General features: G+C 58.0%; 17 protein-coding genes, 1 tRNA gene and 1 pseudogene. 13 read left to right on the top strand and 6 right to left on the bottom strand.

Features of this window, described 5'->3' with window-relative positions:
- Positions 1-6 precede the first annotated feature (6 nt).
- From ACI77D_RS14665 to ACI77D_RS14650, 4 genes are read left to right on the top strand one after another with little or no spacing between them, the layout of a single operon-like run.
- The gene (locus ACI77D_RS14665) at positions 7-1,068 is read left to right on the top strand and encodes an acyl-CoA dehydrogenase family protein (protein WP_407016862.1); all 1,062 of its coding nucleotides are present in this window, start codon (positions 7-9) and stop codon (positions 1,066-1,068) included.
- Entirely contained in the window at positions 1,065-1,868 is an 804-nt protein-coding gene (locus ACI77D_RS14660; RefSeq protein WP_407016861.1) for an ABC transporter ATP-binding protein, read from the top strand. Before ACI77D_RS14665 ends, ACI77D_RS14660 begins: the two co-directional genes overlap by 4 nt.
- Positions 1,855-3,054, top strand: coding sequence for an ABC transporter substrate-binding protein (locus tag ACI77D_RS14655; RefSeq protein ID WP_064452593.1), 1,200 nt, complete (start codon positions 1,855-1,857; stop codon positions 3,052-3,054). Before ACI77D_RS14660 ends, ACI77D_RS14655 begins: the two co-directional genes overlap by 14 nt.
- 17 nt (positions 3,055-3,071) lie before the next feature.
- Positions 3,072-3,821, top strand: a complete 750-nt coding sequence (locus tag ACI77D_RS14650) for an ABC transporter permease (protein WP_167353731.1) — start codon at positions 3,072-3,074, stop codon at positions 3,819-3,821.
- A 48-nt stretch (positions 3,822-3,869) separates the two neighbouring features.
- Here ACI77D_RS14650 and ACI77D_RS14645 read toward each other — a convergent pair whose 3' ends face one another.
- The gene (locus ACI77D_RS14645) at positions 3,870-4,007 is read right to left on the bottom strand and encodes a hypothetical protein (RefSeq protein ID WP_167353702.1); all 138 of its coding nucleotides are present in this window, start codon (positions 4,005-4,007) and stop codon (positions 3,870-3,872) included.
- A 172-nt stretch (positions 4,008-4,179) separates the two neighbouring features.
- Between ACI77D_RS14645 and ACI77D_RS14640 the strand changes: the two genes are divergently transcribed.
- Complete coding sequence (locus tag ACI77D_RS14640) at positions 4,180-4,374, top strand: hypothetical protein (protein ID WP_053255884.1); 195 nt, start codon at positions 4,180-4,182, stop codon at positions 4,372-4,374.
- Positions 4,375-4,401: 27 nt separating this feature from the next.
- Here the strand turns inward: ACI77D_RS14640 and ACI77D_RS14635 are convergent, their stop codons facing one another.
- On the bottom strand, positions 4,402-4,794 hold the full coding sequence (locus ACI77D_RS14635) for a hypothetical protein (RefSeq protein WP_064452591.1): 393 nt from the start codon (positions 4,792-4,794) through the stop codon (positions 4,402-4,404).
- A gap of 237 nt (positions 4,795-5,031) precedes the next feature.
- Between ACI77D_RS14635 and ACI77D_RS14630 the strand changes: the two genes are divergently transcribed.
- The 5 genes and pseudogenes from ACI77D_RS14630 (at position 5,032) to ACI77D_RS14610 (ending at position 9,584) form a co-directional block, all read left to right on the top strand.
- Positions 5,032-7,311, top strand: a complete 2,280-nt coding sequence (locus ACI77D_RS14630; RefSeq protein WP_407016860.1) for an acylase — start codon at positions 5,032-5,034, stop codon at positions 7,309-7,311.
- Positions 7,312-7,523: 212 nt separating this feature from the next.
- Positions 7,524-7,597 (top strand) — tRNA-Cys (locus ACI77D_RS14625).
- A gap of 324 nt (positions 7,598-7,921) precedes the next feature.
- A pseudogene (locus tag ACI77D_RS14620) lies at positions 7,922-8,116 on the top strand (glycoside hydrolase family 19 protein); the annotation flags it as partial.
- A complete protein-coding gene (locus ACI77D_RS14615; RefSeq protein ID WP_407016859.1) occupies positions 8,098-8,640 on the top strand; it encodes a lysis protein in 543 nt (180 codons plus the stop codon). The pseudogene ACI77D_RS14620 and the gene ACI77D_RS14615, both read left to right, overlap by 19 nt.
- Positions 8,641-8,789: 149 nt before the next feature.
- Entirely contained in the window at positions 8,790-9,584 is a 795-nt protein-coding gene (locus ACI77D_RS14610) for a DNA adenine methylase (RefSeq protein ID WP_407016858.1), read from the top strand.
- A 208-nt stretch (positions 9,585-9,792) separates the two neighbouring features.
- On the opposite strand, the gene ACI77D_RS14605 is transcribed toward ACI77D_RS14610, so the two are convergent.
- Positions 9,793-10,431, bottom strand: coding sequence for a hypothetical protein (locus ACI77D_RS14605; RefSeq protein ID WP_201229124.1), 639 nt, complete (start codon positions 10,429-10,431; stop codon positions 9,793-9,795).
- Between the two features lie 400 nt (positions 10,432-10,831).
- Here ACI77D_RS14605 and ACI77D_RS14600 point away from each other — a divergent pair, with 400 nt between their 5' ends.
- Positions 10,832-11,185, top strand: a complete 354-nt coding sequence (locus ACI77D_RS14600; protein WP_407016857.1) for a CPCC family cysteine-rich protein — start codon at positions 10,832-10,834, stop codon at positions 11,183-11,185.
- Between the two features lie 111 nt (positions 11,186-11,296).
- On the opposite strand, the gene ACI77D_RS14595 is transcribed toward ACI77D_RS14600, so the two are convergent.
- Entirely contained in the window at positions 11,297-11,776 is a 480-nt protein-coding gene (locus ACI77D_RS14595) for a surface-adhesin E family protein (RefSeq protein ID WP_015371096.1), read from the bottom strand.
- Positions 11,773-12,420 carry a hypothetical protein gene (locus tag ACI77D_RS14590; RefSeq protein WP_407016856.1) on the bottom strand — a complete coding sequence of 216 codons (648 nt, stop codon included), beginning with the start codon at positions 12,418-12,420 and terminating at the stop codon, positions 11,773-11,775. The genes ACI77D_RS14595 and ACI77D_RS14590 overlap by 4 nt, the downstream gene beginning before the upstream one ends.
- Before the next feature lie 557 nt (positions 12,421-12,977).
- Between ACI77D_RS14590 and ACI77D_RS14585 the strand changes: the two genes are divergently transcribed.
- Entirely contained in the window at positions 12,978-13,430 is a 453-nt protein-coding gene (locus ACI77D_RS14585) for a hypothetical protein (RefSeq protein ID WP_407016855.1), read from the top strand.
- A 163-nt stretch (positions 13,431-13,593) separates the two neighbouring features.
- Positions 13,594-14,064: a hypothetical protein gene (locus ACI77D_RS14580; RefSeq protein WP_407016854.1), complete on the top strand. Its 471-nt coding sequence runs from the start codon at positions 13,594-13,596 to the stop codon at positions 14,062-14,064.
- A 47-nt stretch (positions 14,065-14,111) separates the two neighbouring features.
- Here ACI77D_RS14580 and ACI77D_RS14575 read toward each other — a convergent pair whose 3' ends face one another.
- Positions 14,112-14,330: a hypothetical protein gene (locus ACI77D_RS14575; RefSeq protein ID WP_145166012.1), complete on the bottom strand. Its 219-nt coding sequence runs from the start codon at positions 14,328-14,330 to the stop codon at positions 14,112-14,114.
- Between the last annotated feature and the right edge of the window lie 5 nt (positions 14,331-14,335).

Genomic DNA, 14,335 nt, shown 5'->3' with positions numbered 1-14,335 from the left:
ACACGAATGCTTGACCCAATCTTGAGCCGTTGGCTCGATGTTCAAGCGCAGGCCCTGGATGTGGGCAGTTGCGATCCACAGGAAGTGCTGCCACGGCTGGCAGAAGCCAATGTATTACGTATCGGCGTGCCGAAAGCACTCGGCGGGCTGGGCGGCGATGTGGCCGGTGCAGTGGACGCCATCGCCAATGTCGCCAGCCATTCCCTGGCGGCCGCATTTGTCTGTTGGGGCCAGCGATCCTTTATCGAGTATTTGTTGCAGAGCCCCAATGAACGGCTGCGCGAGCAGCTGTTGCCGGACTTGCTCAGTGGCAAACTCGCCGGTGCCACGGGGCTGTCGAATGCGATGAAGTTTCTATCGGGCATCGAGGCGCTGCAAATCAGCGCCGAGCCGACTGACGACGGCTGGACCCTCAACGGTCGGCTGCACTGGGTGACGAACCTGCGCAAGAACGGGTTTGTCGCGGCCGCGGCGATCGAGCATGCCGGTGGCGGCGCGCCGTTTATCCTGGCGATTCCCGATTCAGTGGCGGGCTTGCAGCGTTCCCGCGACCTGGAGCTGATGGGGCTGCAATCGAGCAACACGGCAGCGCTGGGTCTGGAAGGTGTCGAGCTGAGCCGCGACTGGTTGCTGCACGAGGACGCGCGCCAGTTTTTGCCGGCAGTACGCCCGGCGTTTCTGGGCTTGCAATGCGGCATGTCCATCGGCCTGGCCCGCCGCTCGCTGGCGGAAGTGGCCAACCACCTGGGCGCGAGCCGCACGGTGCTGCGTGATGAGTTGGAAGCGTTGCGGGTGACGCTCGACCATCTGGTCACCGAGCTGAAAAAGGGTTTGCTGGCCGGACGGTTTGCGGCAGAGCCGGTGCCGCTGTTCAAACTGCGTATTGGCCTTGCGGAAACGGCCGCCAGTGCCGTGCAACTTGAACTGCAGGCCAGCGGCGGCAAGGCGTACCTCACCGCACACGGCAGCGGCTTTGCCCGGCGCTGGCGCGAGTCGGCCTTTGTGCCGATCGTCACGCCAAGCCTGGTGCAACTGCGCACAGAGTTGCACCGACAGGCCAATCTATGACCGCAACAGTATTGAGCGCCCAGGGGGTTTGCCTGGGCTATGCCAGCGGGCCGGTGCTGCAAGGGTTCGACTTGCACCTGCGGCCTGGCGAAGTGGTGTCGATCCTCGGGCCCAGTGGCGTCGGCAAATCCAGCCTGTTGCGCGTACTGGCCGGTTTACAGGCGCCCCAGGGCGGAACAGTGCAGGTGCTGGGCGAGCCCTTGAGCGGGCCGCACCCGAGGGTGGCGGTGGCCTTTCAGGACCCCAGCCTGTTGCCCTGGTTGAATCTGGAAAAGAACGTCGCCTTTGGCCTGGATTTCGCCCGCCAACCGCACGTGAGTCATGAAGAACGTCGCCGCCGCGTCGACCACGCTATCGCGGCGGTCGGGCTGGAACATGCCCGTCAGCAGTTCCCCGCGCAGTTGTCTGGCGGTATGGCCCAGCGCACGGCGTTGGCCCGCTGCCTGGCACGGCAACCGCAAGTGTTGTTGCTGGATGAGCCCTTCGGCGCGCTGGATGAAGTCACCCGCGCCGACATGCAGCACCTGTTGCTCAAGGTCAACCGCGAGCAAGGTTCGGCGGCGGTGCTGATTACCCATGATATTGATGAGGCGCTGCTGCTCTCCGACCGCATCCTGCTACTGGGCAACCGCCCGGCGCGGACCCTGGGCGAATGGCACATCGACCTGCCGCAACCGCGCGAAGAACAGGTTGAGGCCATCGGCGCACTGCGTATCGAGATTCTGAAAACCTTACGGCAGGCGAGCCGCCCTCAACCCAACCCTCTTGAACAATCGGAGTTCTCACATGTGTCTGGATGACCTCACTCACTCGCGCCGTGACTTTCTCAAACTTTCCGCCGTGCTCAGTGCCGCCGGTGCCTTGCCACTGCTGAGCAGCCTGCAAGCCCGCGCCGCCAGCGAGCCGGATGCACCGGTGCGTATCGGCTACTTGCCGATCACCGACGCCACACCGTTGCTGGTCGCGCACAACAACGGCCTGTTCGAAGCCGAGGGCATCAAGGCCGAGCGCCCCGTGCTGTTGCGCAGTTGGGCCCAGGTGATCGAGGCGTTTATTTCCGGGCAGGTCAACGTGATTCACCTGTTGTCGCCAATGACGGTGTGGGCCCGCTACGGCAGCAAAGTCCCGGCAAAAGTGGTGGCCTGGAACCACGTCGGCGGTTCCGGCTTGACCGTTTCGCCAGGCATTACCGAGGTGAAGCAACTGGGCGGCAAGTCAGTGGCGATTCCATTCTGGTACTCGATTCACAACGTGGTGGTACAGCAGTTGTTCCGCGACAACGGCCTCACACCCGTGGCGCGAGCTGCCGGTACTGAGATTGCGGCCAATGAAGTCAACCTGATCGTACTGCCGCCCTCCGACATGCCGCCGGCCCTGGCGAGCAAGCGCATCGATGGTTATATCGTCGCCGAGCCGTTCAACGCCCTGGCGGAAAACCTCAAGGTCGGGCGCGTGCAACGGTTTACCGGCGACGTCTGGCGCAACCATGCGTGCTGCGTAGTGTTCATGCACGAGCATGACCTGACCAACCGCCCGGAATGGTCGCAGAAGGTGGTGAATGCCATCGTCAAGGCACAGGTGTGGACGCGTGATAACCGCGAGGAGGCGGTGAAGCTGCTGTCCAAGGACGGCCCGAACCGCTACACGCCGCATGCTGAACCGGTATTGAGCAAAGTCCTGGCCCCGACGGCTGCCGACCGCGCGGCTTACCTGGCCGACGGTGCGATCCAGCACGCCAACTGGGACGAGCACCGCATCGACTTCCAACCTTATCCGTTCCCCAGCTACACCGAGGAATTGGTGCGGCGCTTGAAGGACACGTTGATCGAAGGCGACAAGAAGTTTCTTGCCGACCTGGACCCGGCCTTTGTGGCCAAAGACCTGGTCGACGACCGTTTCGTCCGCAACGCGATCGAGTCGGTGGGCGGCATGAAAACCTTCGGCTTGCCGGACGGTTATGAGCGGCACGAGGAGATTGGCGTTTGAACAACGGCAAAACCGTCATATGGCCTGGCTGGTTGCTCGGTATAAGCGGCCTGGCAGGTTTGCTGGTGTTGTGGTGGCTGGGGGTGAAGGTGTTTGGCGCGGCCGACGGCTTGTCGGCACGTTTCTCGCTGGCCGCTACCTTAAGCAGCCTATGGGAATTGCTCGGGCGCGGTGAGCTCTATCTGCACATCGCCGTTAGCCTCAAGCGTATTTTTGTCGGGCTGTTTCTCGCGTTGTTGGTAGGGGTGCCACTGGGCTTGCTGGTGGGCAGCTCGCGCAACCTGGAGGCAGCAACCACGCCGGCCTTTCAGTTTTTGCGAATGATCTCACCGCTGTCCTGGATGCCGATCGTGGTGATGTTGATGGGCGTGGGTGACCAACCCATTTACTTCCTGCTGGCGTTTGCCGCGGTGTGGCCGATCATGCTCAATACGGCCGCCGGCGTGCGGCAGTTGGACCCGCGGTGGCTGCAGTTGAGTCAAAGCCTGAGTGCGACACGCTGGGAAACCTTGCGTCGGGTGATTATTCCCGGCGTGGTGGGGCATGTGCTGACCGGCGTGCGCCTGGCCATCGGCATTCTGTGGATTGTGCTGGTGCCGTGCGAAATGCTCGGGGTCAGTGCGGGGCTGGGGTATTACATCCTCGACACCCGTGATCGCCTCGCCTATTCGGAGTTGATGGCGATGGTGCTGTTGATCGGGCTATTGGGCTTTGCCCTGGATGCGTTTGCGCGGTGGCTGCACCAGCGGTGGGTGCATGCCGGCTGAACGGCAAGGGTCTCGCTTTGCGCAATGCAAAGCGAGACGCGCAGTGTATCAGCGGCGTTCGTAGCCTTGGCCGCCGTCATAGCGGTGGTCGTGCCAGCCGCCACCGCCGCCGTGGGGGAAAAAGAAGCAGCCGCTCATGCTCAGCATGATCAGCAATGGAATCAGCAGTGTGATTCGACGGAGCATTTTGAAATCCTCTAAAGTACCGACAGGTTCAATCAGGCGTGGAACAAGCCAAAAATTTTCAGCGCCTGTAACATAGGACCCTGCCGACCCCGCGCCATCCCCGTTACTGGGTATGAGCTTGGCATGCTCGGCGATACAAAGTGGATACATTTACCAGCTTCAGGACCCCGTCATGACCCAAAAGCAACGTTTGAAATATTCGATTCTGATTTCTCTGGTGGTACTGGGGACGATGTTTGGCCTGTCCTACCTGCAGAACACCGGCGTCATCAGCGAGAAAACGTTCCAGTACATCGCCATCGCCGTAGCGGTCACTGTGGTAGTGATCAACGGCATCATGCGTCGCAAGGTCAAGCCTAACTTCTGATTCAGGCACACGATTCAGCTTGGAGCGTCATGCGTGCCCGTTGAGTAGTTTGGCGGCCTCTGCATGGAGGCTGTAGCTTTTATCGGCATTGAGGGTGATCACGCCCTCGGTGCACAGGCGCTTGAGTACCTCACGCACGCTCAGAAACGACAGCGGGATGCCCAGCTCCAGCAAATGGCTGTGCACGCCACGCACTCCGAGGGTGCGCTGGTTGTCGGCAGCGGTGAGGAGGGCGTCGATGACCTTCAGCCGAATCAGGCTGGTGCGCAAACCGAAACACTTGAGCAAGTGGCGAATGCGCTGGTTGCCTTGTTGTTCGGGCAGTTTGCCCGGGGCTTTGCCGAATGCGTGTGCGCCGCCGCCGAAATTGGCGTCGGCAGCCGGTGAATGTCCGTCCGTGGGCAGGTGCGAGTTGTACATGCAAAAAACTCCTTATCAGAGCCTGATCAGGAAAATGATGGCGCTCTTGATTAATTAGACGAACCAGCCACGGAAATCATGAAGTCCTTCATGTAGAAATTTTGTCGGTATCCTGTTTGTCACAGATCAAACCCTGTCAATAAACATCCCCTCGTCTAAATTATTCCCGGTTGTCTGCGTTCTTACGTGGGGGGAACAGCCCCGTGTGAGGGTGTTCAATTTGACTGTGGGGTTTGCGTGATTATTTCCAACGGGTTGTCCAGGGCGTGTGTGGCGGGACTGTTGCTGGGGCTGAGCCTTGCCGCATCGGCGCGGGAGCAAGTGACACCGACTTCGGCGGATATTCGCCGTACCACGTTCGGCGTACCGCACATTCGCGCCGCGGATGAGCGCGGCCTGGGGTACGGCATCGGTTACGCGTATGCCCAGGACAACCTGTGCCTGTTGGCCAATGAAGTGGTCACCGTGAACGGTGAGCGCGCGCGGTTTTTCGGCCCCGACCAGTCGACCCCGGAAGCGCGTAACAACCTCGCCAGTGATGTGTTTTTCACCTGGCTGAATACGCCACAAGCCGTTGCCGCTTTCTGGAAAGCGCAACCCCCGCAGATGCAGCAGCGTATTGAAGGTTATGTCGCCGGCTACAACCGCTACCTCAAAGAGCAGGGCGCGCCGGCGCAGTGCCAGGCGGGGTGGGTACGGCCCTTGAACGTTGAAGACCTGGTCAAGCTGACGCGCAGGTTGTTGGTTGAAGGCGGTGTCGGCCAATTCGCCGAAGCCTTGGTCGGTGCGACACCGCCTCAAGCCACCGCCAGCGTGCCTCCCAACACCAGGGCCTTTGAACTGGCCGCCGCGCACCAGCAACGCTTCACCCTGGACCGCGGCAGCAACGCGGTGGCCGTGGGCCGTGATCGTTCGTTCAATGGTCGCGGTATGTTGCTTGCAAACCCACATTTCCCTTGGGTCGGTGGCATGCGCTTTTATGAAATGCACCTGACCATTCCCGGCCAATTGGACGTGATGGGTGCCGCGTTGCCGGGTTTGCCGGTGATCAACATCGGTTTTAACCAGCATGTGGCCTGGACGCACACGGTTGATACGTCCAAGCACTTCACGCTGTATCGCCTCACCCTGGATCCCAAGGATTCGACGCGCTATATGCTGGACGGCAAGTCCATTCCCCTGGATCAGACCTCCGTCAATGTGCAGGTAAAACAAGCCGACGGCAGCGTCAAAGGTGTAACCCATACGGTCTACAGTTCGCAATTCGGCCCGGTGGTGCAGTGGCCCGGCAAACTCGACTGGGACAGCCACTACGCCTTCAGCCTGCGCGACGCCAACCTGGGCAATGACCGCGTGCTGCAACAGTGGGACGCGATGAGCCGCGCCGGCAGCCTCAAGGCGTTGCAAACCTCGGTGCACACCCTGCAAGGCATCCCGTGGGTCAACACCCTGGCCGCCGATGACCAGGGCCAGAGCCTGTACATGAATCTGTCGGTGGTGCCCAACGTCAGCGCCGCCAAACTTGCGCAATGCAGCGATCCACGGGCCGGCCTGCAAATGATCATGCTCGACGGCGCCCGCAGCGCCTGTGCCTGGGATATCGACCCGCGTGCGGCGCAACCCGGCATCTTCGCGGCCGACCAACTGCCGCAATTGCAGCGTACCGACTACGTGCAACACTCCAATGACTCGGCGTGGATGGCCAACCCCAAGGCGCCATTGAGCGGTTTCTCCCCGGTGATCAGCCAGGACCATATCGGCCTCGGCCCCCGCGCGCGATTTGCCGTGCAGCGCCTGCAATCCCTGGAAAAACAACCGATCAGCGTGGCCGACCTGCGAGACATGGTCATGGACAACGAGGTGTACCTCGCGGGCCTGGTGATGCCCGACCTGCTTGAGTTTTGCGCCAAGCACCTCGGCGGTGACGCGGCTGCGCTGCAACCCCTGTGCACCAGCCTGAACACCTGGGACCGGCACGCCAACCTCGACAGCGGCGTCGGCCTGGTGCACTTCATCAACCTGGTCGAACACCTGCAGCAGATCCCTGACGCATGGCGCGTCGCCTTCGACCCTGCACACCCACTGACCACGCCACGCGGCCTGGCCATCGAGCGCGAACCCGTCGCCAAGGCCCTGCGCGACGCCATGCTGGCCTCCACCGCAGACGCCAGCACACTCGGCCTGACCCGCTGGGGCGACATCCAAATCTCCGGCCAAACCCCCATGCACGGTGGCCCGCAACAATTGGGTATCTACAATGCCATGCAAACCGTGCCACGTGCCGACGGCAAACGTGAAGTGGTCAGCGGCACCAGCTACCTGCAAATCGTCACCTTCGATGACCAAGGCCCCCAAGCCCTGGGCGTGTTGGCATTCTCCGAATCCAGCAATCCCGAGTCGAACCACTCAAAGGACCAGACTCAAGCCTTCTCCGAGAAAAAACTGCGCCCGCTGCCCTTCACCGAAGCCCAGATAAAGGCCGACCCGCAGTACCGCGAGCACGTCATCAAGGAGTAGGGCAGGTACGCAACCCCTTGATGCCAATACGAAATATTTTTGAAATCAAGGGGTTGCAGCCAAAAGCAAATGAGTACATAATGGCGCCCATCGAACGCAACGAAGCATTAAAAACTTCAATGTATTCAATGAGTTAGAGTAGAGGCAGGGTTATATAGCCCACTCAAGTTTTTATGCGGTGAATGTCGGCGGTAATGACATTGATCGTTTGAGGCCGAGTAGCAAAATGGTTATGCAGCGGATTGCAAATCCGCCTACGCCGGTTCGATTCCGACCTCGGCCTCCACTCTTGAAAACCCCGTAGATTAACGTCTACGGGGTTTTTTATTGTCTGCGATTTGGTCATCGCTTCCGCAATTTTTCGGATCGCTTCCGCAACCCTACCTTTTTTCGGGAAATTTAAGACGCCGTTATCGGTATGGCCTTCTTCGATTGGACGTGGGATTGTGCTTGAGACTCATGAGCCTGAGAGTCCACAGACGGCCAAAATCGGACGATTTGTAGAAGAAATTATCCCTTTTTGGCGCAGTACTTGGTAAGAAGTCTTCGAGGCCCCATGAGGCAGCCCCCTCCCGCCGGCACCCGCACAAAGTCATGCTAGCTGCCGAGTGAGTTGCTCGAACTGCCGCAGTGGGCCGCAGAGTCTGCGGCGTGGTTCTGGTCGGTAAACGGCTTGAATGCGCTCGCGGATCAGGATCAGTTCAACACTATCACCCGCCGGATCAATGGCGGCCTTAACGGTCTGGAAGATCGCCTGCAGCTGTGGGCCAGGGCGAGGGTGGTGTTATGCGTCTCCTCGATCTGATCCCTACTCAGTTCCGAATTGCAGCCATGGGCCTTGTGCTGGTGGTCCTGGCTCCTGGATCTGCTGCATTGGCATGGACCGCTCAAGGTTGGCGATACGGCCAGCAGTTGGAACGCCAGGCCCGACTCCATGCCGACACCCTCACCGAGATATCCCTGGCCGGCGCTGCCCTGCAGCGCAACGAGCAGGATAAGCGCCTCGGCCTGGAACGGCGCCTTCGGGACAAAGACGAAACCCACCATCAGGAATTGACCGATGAGCAAACCAAGCAAGCTCGCCTGCGTGATCGCCTGGCCACTGCTGATTTGCGGCTGTCAGTCGTACTCGCCACCACCGACGCCAGCGGCAGCTGTTCAATGCCAACCACCACCGCCACCGGCTTCGTGGTTCATGGCCCCACAAGAGTCGAACTTGACCCAGCGCATTCTCAACGAATTATCGGCATCACCGATGCCGGCGATCAAGGATTGATCGCCCTGCGGGCCTGTCAGGCCTACGCAAAAGAAGTTTCTACACCGAAGTAAAAGGAGCGGCCGGGCAGGATGCGTCAACATCCAACCCGGCCACCTTCCCCGCAGATCGTCCCTGCAAGTCCAGCCAAGGCTCCTGCTTCGTGCACAAAGCGGAGCGAGCCTAGCACTGTTTATCCATACAGCAAAGGTCTTGCTTTTATATGTCCACACCTATAATTCCTTGGATGGGCGGCAAACGCCGCCTGGCCGACCGCCTTATCCCTCTCTTCTCACCCCACGAATGCTACGTCGAAGTCTTCGCCGGCGGCGCCGCGCTCTACTTCATGCGTCCCCAGGCCGCGCCCGTTGAAGTCCTCAACGACATCAACGGCGACCTGGTAACGCTGTACCGCGTGGTGCAGAACCACCTAGAAGAGTTCGTGCGCCAGTTCAAGTGGGCGCTCAGTTCGCGCCAGGTGTTCGAGTGGCAGAAGATGACCCGCCCTGAAACCCTCACCGATATCCAGCGTGCCGCCCGTTTTTTCTACCTGCAGCATCATGCCTTTGCCGGTAAGGTGACGGGGCAGACGTTTGGTACCGCGACCACTGGCCCGGCCATCAATCTGCTGCGGATCGAGGAGAATCTCTCGGCCGCTTGGCAACGGCTGTCCGGGACCTACGTCGAAAATCTCCCCTGGCTTGAATGCGCAGAACGCTACGACCGCGCTCACACGTTCCACTACATGGATCCGCCTTACTGGCAGACAGCCGGTTATGGCGTGGACTTTCCGTTCGAGAACTACGAAAGGATGGCTGACTTCATGCGCCGCTGCAAAGGCAAGGTGATGGTCAGCATCAACGATCACCCTGACATTCGGCAGGTGTTCAAGGGCTTCCATTTTGAAACAGTCGACATTCGATACACCACGTCTAACCAACGACAAGGAAGGAGTGAGGTTAGCGGTGAACTGGTGATCATGAACTGGGAGCCGAATGCGTTCGGCGGCCTTTTCTAACGCGCGGGCTGGACCAAACAGGATCCTTTGTTTTTCAAGTTGTCCAACGGGACGTCGACCTTAAACCACTCAAAAACATCGGCCGACTCGTACACTGCCGACCAGAATGGACGGTGGCGAGAGGCAGTAAGTGACCGGGAATGGCCAATGGCAGCCTGCGCGACTTGAGCTGCAGCAGATCTTGGGGGGATGACTATTCGCTCAACTGTTAAGGCGAAGGTGCTGCGTTGGCCGTATACCAGCCCGACGGTGTTTTTGCACACACTTGCGGTCTTAATGGTGTTTCGACGGTGGTATTGGCCTGAGTGGATAGTTGTCGAACGGCAATCACGCAGCCTGCTTTCCACGTGCTGACTTTAATAATTTGAAGTTCCATTTCATAGTCTTTGCCGGGGTCGGGAATGAGCGTGACTGGCGCGGGAAAGCATGATATCTGCGAGCCCCCCATGGCGAACCCTGCAATAAAGGGTTTCCCGGCCGGGATGACATGCTCGTCAAACACCTTGGGTGACTGATTGATGGCTTTGCTCGCCTTACTGGCAGGCATGCCAATCACGCTGTTTTGGCTGTCTGTCGCCCGAAAAGGGTAGAGTCCGGCCGAGTCGACATGCGCCGTTTGCCATCCTGCTTCTTCAGGTGTTTTGGTGAGCAGGGACTCGTTGTAAAACGCCTCGCAGGTCTGTCCACTGATGAAGCCCGCATGGGTGGTGTCGCCCGTGATCAGGCGCACGCGAGCAGTGTTAGCCGGGTCATATTGGCTGATTTGTGCTTCGTTGCGAACATCGGTTTTAGTAGTGGCGCAGCCGATAAGGGTCAGGCTTACTGCCATCGGCAAGAGTAAACGCATGTGTAACATCCATATTCTGTGATGGTTGATGGCCGCAATCATACTATGACGCGGCTGTACTAGCCGACCGGGCATGTGCTTTCAATTTTGACGAAGAAGCCATGTCGCTTGGCCGATAATGTACGGGTCGGTGTAAGAGCGACCATTTTTGGCTGATTGCCGTCTGTCTTGAGGGGCAGGGTGTCACTGCGTGGAAGTAGTGTTGGTACGCGAGTGGTACGCAGGTTTCAGGTCGGCTCTGTAAGGCAAGGAATACCTGGCTTACAGGATTAGCAGTTCCAATTCATCACCGATAAAGCTTGTAATTTTGCGCCTGACTGGCAGCAATCGACCCATTGCAGCCGTTCAGCATGTTGCTAAAATCGACCAAGAATAGACTGCCACCAATAAGTGAAAATTGATGTTTACCTGCCCATGCTGCGGATATGCAGTCTTCGAGGAACACCCAGGGTCATACGATATTTGCCCAATTTGTTTCTGGGAGGATGACGTGTTCCAACTCTATTACCCTCACCAGGTGGATGGACCGAATAGATGTAGCTTGATCGAGGCGCAGGTCAATTTCGTCCAATTCGGTGCCTGCGAGCGAACCATGCTGAAGAATGTGCGAATGGTTAGCGATAGCGATGTGCGGGATGGTGAGTGGTTCCCACTCTGGACTCGCCGAGTCGCCATTCCAGATCCCGACTCCGACAACCAGCATCCTCAACACATGACGTCGAAGTACGACCTCTACTATTGGCTGCGGACCTAGCAGCGCAAAATGGCCGAAAACGGCCAGTTCCGTCGTTTAGAGGAAAGACACCACCCCTGCCACCTGAAAGCAGGCACGCCGTGATAGCCGCCTGCTCATGCAAAGATACAGCTATCCCGGATTACCCGCCCGAAGATGCGCCGCATCGATCTTGCATACCGAATCGCGCAACCTCCCGATCAACGACTGCCGCTCCAACGGTCCCCATTGCGGAGTATCGCTCTTGCGCGTCACTTCATGCCCAAGGGCAAAGGGCTCGGAGAAATAAACCCGGCCGAACTGCGCCATTTCGTCCCGCTCGCAGTTGATCACCTGGATCGCCCGCGAACTGCGAATCTCTGGAAGTTTACCGCTAGGGGCGGCGAGTCCGAGGTAATTGTTGATTAGGTAGAACTGGCGCAAATGCGGATTGCCCTGGTACAAGGCGACGGAGTGTGCGTCGAAGTAGGTTGCCAGTTTGGCGTCCTCCAGCAGTTTGAACATGCCAGCAGGCGTCGTGGCCGGCGCTTCGGCCACGGCTTTCTGCGGCACAGTGCCGTGGGCACAACCACCCAGCAGCAATACCGCTGCTAGGCATGGCAGGCGCCTCATCGTGTGGTTCCCTGTGCCAGGTCCGGGCGTTCCTGCTGCAACAGAAGCTCATCGACGCTGCCCTGCAACGAACAGAGCAGGCGGGTCTTCCCGTCCTCGACGCTCAGCATCAGGAGCTTTTCCGCGGAACCCGCCGCCGGAGCGATGCCCGAGGCCGCCGCAGGGTTGTTCTGCCAGGCGGAATTGGCGTCCGCCTTGATCCGTGGTTTAGAAATGAAGTACTCGCCGGCCTCCTGCCATTCCGCATGCGGCAACTTGGCCATGACTTGCTCGCGGCTGGCATCGATTTCGAAACCCCAGAAGTAGTAAATGCCTTGCTCGCCCAGGTCCATGATCCGGTCGTAGTAGCTAGTCAGGCGCAGGCCCTGGTCGTCGACAGCGGGGGTGAAGTGCTGGAAAGCAGTGTTGAAGTTGCGGCGGTCCAGCACTGGCGGCCAGGCCAGGCCGCGCTGATCGTTGCGGGCCAGCTTGACGGTCTTCCCCAGATCGGCGCGCTGGGAATACAGGTGTTTGAAAAATGACGGCTCACACGAGACCAGGCTTTCGCTGAGGCCGCTGGCCAGTGCATTACCGGAACACAGTCCGAGGAAAAGAGGAAGTATAGCTTTGCTGCAGGAGAAGGATAAAAGGCGACGCATGTCCATTGCTTGGAGAGTCCTGTTGGTGTGAAAAGACTCTATCGTAATTGCGTCAGGACGTTGTTACAAATTGAAAGGACCGGAAAAGGAGGCTGGCGCCAATCAATGCAGAGCAGGTGAGATAGCCTTCCTCCCAAGGCACAGCGGGAGTCCATACCGGGGCAATCATTGTGCGCGGTCCAAAAAGTCAGTTGCTCAGTGGAGAGCTGATCAAAGTCGCTTCTGTCGAGCACAGAAGAACCTAATGTCGGTATCGTGCCAAAGGTAAGGGCGCCCGATAGTATCAAAACGCGGCGGAGTTCTTTTCTCGGTGACCGGCTCCTTTTGGCCGATTTTTGCCGTTTGTGACGGGCAGCAATCGGCCAGAAGCAGACAGTGGACAGTCCACCAATGCATCAGTAATGATACACCCATCAATGTCGCGCTCTTACGTTGTACTGTCGCGCTTACAAAATCACCCTTTAGGCTGATCATGAGTTAATGTGCCGCTATGGAAAGTTATACGACATGCATTCAGCAAATCTGCGACAGTGATGTCGCCTAATAAATACTTAGGAGCAACCATGAAACTTATTTTGGCATTCACAACTTTATTATTTATATTAGCAGGATGTGCTGCAACTGGGAGCCAGTCGCCACAGCAAGCCGCACAATCTGCGGCAATTTTATTTGATCAGCAAAAATTCAATTTAGTTTGGGTTCCCTCAGCGAATAACGGTATCTCCGGAGCTATGGCATCCGCCCTTATCGGAAGTGTAGGTTTAGACTCTCCAATTGTTTCAAGCATTTACCAAATAATTGCCCCTGCAAGCAAAGCTGATGTTCGTGTCGCCATCTCAGGAACTAATAGTTCTTTTGCAGCTAACTCAGCTATTGCAGCTTTAAGTAACACGTCAACTATGCTTCCTAAATTACAACTTGCATTTATCGGCTCGAAATCAGACGCCGAGGCCGTTCGCTCGGTAGTTGAAGCTAAAGGCGGTAAATTCTTACACTCCACACCAAATGGCTCCTAAATAGCGACAAGTGCCGCTGGCTTGAACGGCGACAGTCGGCCATAGCTGTCGGTCGTGATAGGCAGAAATCGGCCAGAAGCAGCCCATCGCGATCAGAAGCGTTTGACGACAACGCATCGCTCTCGCACTCTGTTTTGCCCCCTATTCTTCACTAGGCTTCCCTATGTCATTCGCAACCGTAGTGCTGCTTGACTCCTGGCCACAGCCAAGTACGTCGCCCGAACCCATCGTGTTTGCCACGGACACGCAGCTATGCTTACGGTATTGCACCGCTGGGGAAGAAATAGCTGTAATCCATTTTCCCCTAGTTAAAAAAATTCAGTTCGGCTCACCAAACGACGAGGCTTTGGGTGGTCATCCGCTTATTGGACTTGGCCTCAAGCATTACCAAATTCATCGAATAGATAATTCGCCTTGGCTAGCAGAGCTTGAGCAGAGAAACTCCATTCATCCGCGACACGATAGACAGCGGTTTCTAAAAGATGCCATCCATTATGTCTTCACGTTTCAGGACTCTACCCTGGAATGCATCGTAATTGAGGGGCAGTTCTGGCATCCAAAAGTACAAGTCTTTACCTCGGAGCAGAAGGCAAGGGATGCCTGGCACGAACTGATAAATGACGTGGGCGCATGATCCCAATAGTCACGAGTGGATGCCCGCTTTGGGTCGATAGCTGCCACTCAGTGAAGGTGGAAAAGCCTCAAGATCAACCGTGAGGCTTTATCACCGTCGGCCTCATATAGACCGTGTAATCCGGCCTGATCGGTGAGTTTGTGTAGATTGAAGTGGTTGTAAAACGCTTGGCCCAGTCGCTGATGCTCGAAGCTTCCTTGACTCCAAAGCCAGACGAACTCCTCATAAGCGGCGCGTTCGATCTGCAACGAGGGATCATGTCCCATGTCAG

Origin of the sequence: Pseudomonas sp. O39 (assembly GCF_045447295.1) — a bacterium.
Classification (GTDB): Bacteria; Pseudomonadota; Gammaproteobacteria; order Pseudomonadales; family Pseudomonadaceae; genus Aquipseudomonas; species Aquipseudomonas antarctica_A.
Note: the sequence above shows the minus strand (reverse complement) of the source record. Positions and strands in the feature narration are given on the sequence as shown.

Excerpts from the sequence above, each read along its gene's own strand:
- ACI77D_RS14575 (WP_145166012.1), bottom strand. The coding sequence starts at position 14,330 with ATGGGACATGATCCCTCGTTGCAGATCGAACGCGCCGCTTATGAGGAG.
- ACI77D_RS14590 (WP_407016856.1), bottom strand. The coding sequence starts at position 12,420 with ATGGACATGCGTCGCCTTTTATCCTTCTCCTGCAGCAAAGCTATACTT.
- ACI77D_RS14585 (WP_407016855.1), top strand. The coding sequence starts at position 12,978 with ATGAAACTTATTTTGGCATTCACAACTTTATTATTTATATTAGCAGGA.
- ACI77D_RS14655 (WP_064452593.1), top strand. The coding sequence starts at position 1,855 with ATGTGTCTGGATGACCTCACTCACTCGCGCCGTGACTTTCTCAAACTT.
- ACI77D_RS14605 (WP_201229124.1), bottom strand. The coding sequence starts at position 10,431 with ATGCGTTTACTCTTGCCGATGGCAGTAAGCCTGACCCTTATCGGCTGC.
- ACI77D_RS14580 (WP_407016854.1), top strand. The coding sequence starts at position 13,594 with ATGTCATTCGCAACCGTAGTGCTGCTTGACTCCTGGCCACAGCCAAGT.
- ACI77D_RS14610 (WP_407016858.1), top strand. The coding sequence starts at position 8,790 with ATGTCCACACCTATAATTCCTTGGATGGGCGGCAAACGCCGCCTGGCC.
- ACI77D_RS14660 (WP_407016861.1), top strand. The coding sequence starts at position 1,065 with ATGACCGCAACAGTATTGAGCGCCCAGGGGGTTTGCCTGGGCTATGCC.
- ACI77D_RS14600 (WP_407016857.1), top strand. The coding sequence starts at position 10,832 with ATGTTTACCTGCCCATGCTGCGGATATGCAGTCTTCGAGGAACACCCA.
- ACI77D_RS14595 (WP_015371096.1), bottom strand. The coding sequence starts at position 11,776 with ATGAGGCGCCTGCCATGCCTAGCAGCGGTATTGCTGCTGGGTGGTTGT.
- ACI77D_RS14635 (WP_064452591.1), bottom strand. The coding sequence starts at position 4,794 with ATGTACAACTCGCACCTGCCCACGGACGGACATTCACCGGCTGCCGAC.
- ACI77D_RS14640 (WP_053255884.1), top strand. The coding sequence starts at position 4,180 with ATGACCCAAAAGCAACGTTTGAAATATTCGATTCTGATTTCTCTGGTG.
- ACI77D_RS14645 (WP_167353702.1), bottom strand. The coding sequence starts at position 4,007 with ATGCTCCGTCGAATCACACTGCTGATTCCATTGCTGATCATGCTGAGC.
- ACI77D_RS14665 (WP_407016862.1), top strand. The coding sequence starts at position 7 with ATGCTTGACCCAATCTTGAGCCGTTGGCTCGATGTTCAAGCGCAGGCC.
- ACI77D_RS14615 (WP_407016859.1), top strand. The coding sequence starts at position 8,098 with ATGCGTCTCCTCGATCTGATCCCTACTCAGTTCCGAATTGCAGCCATG.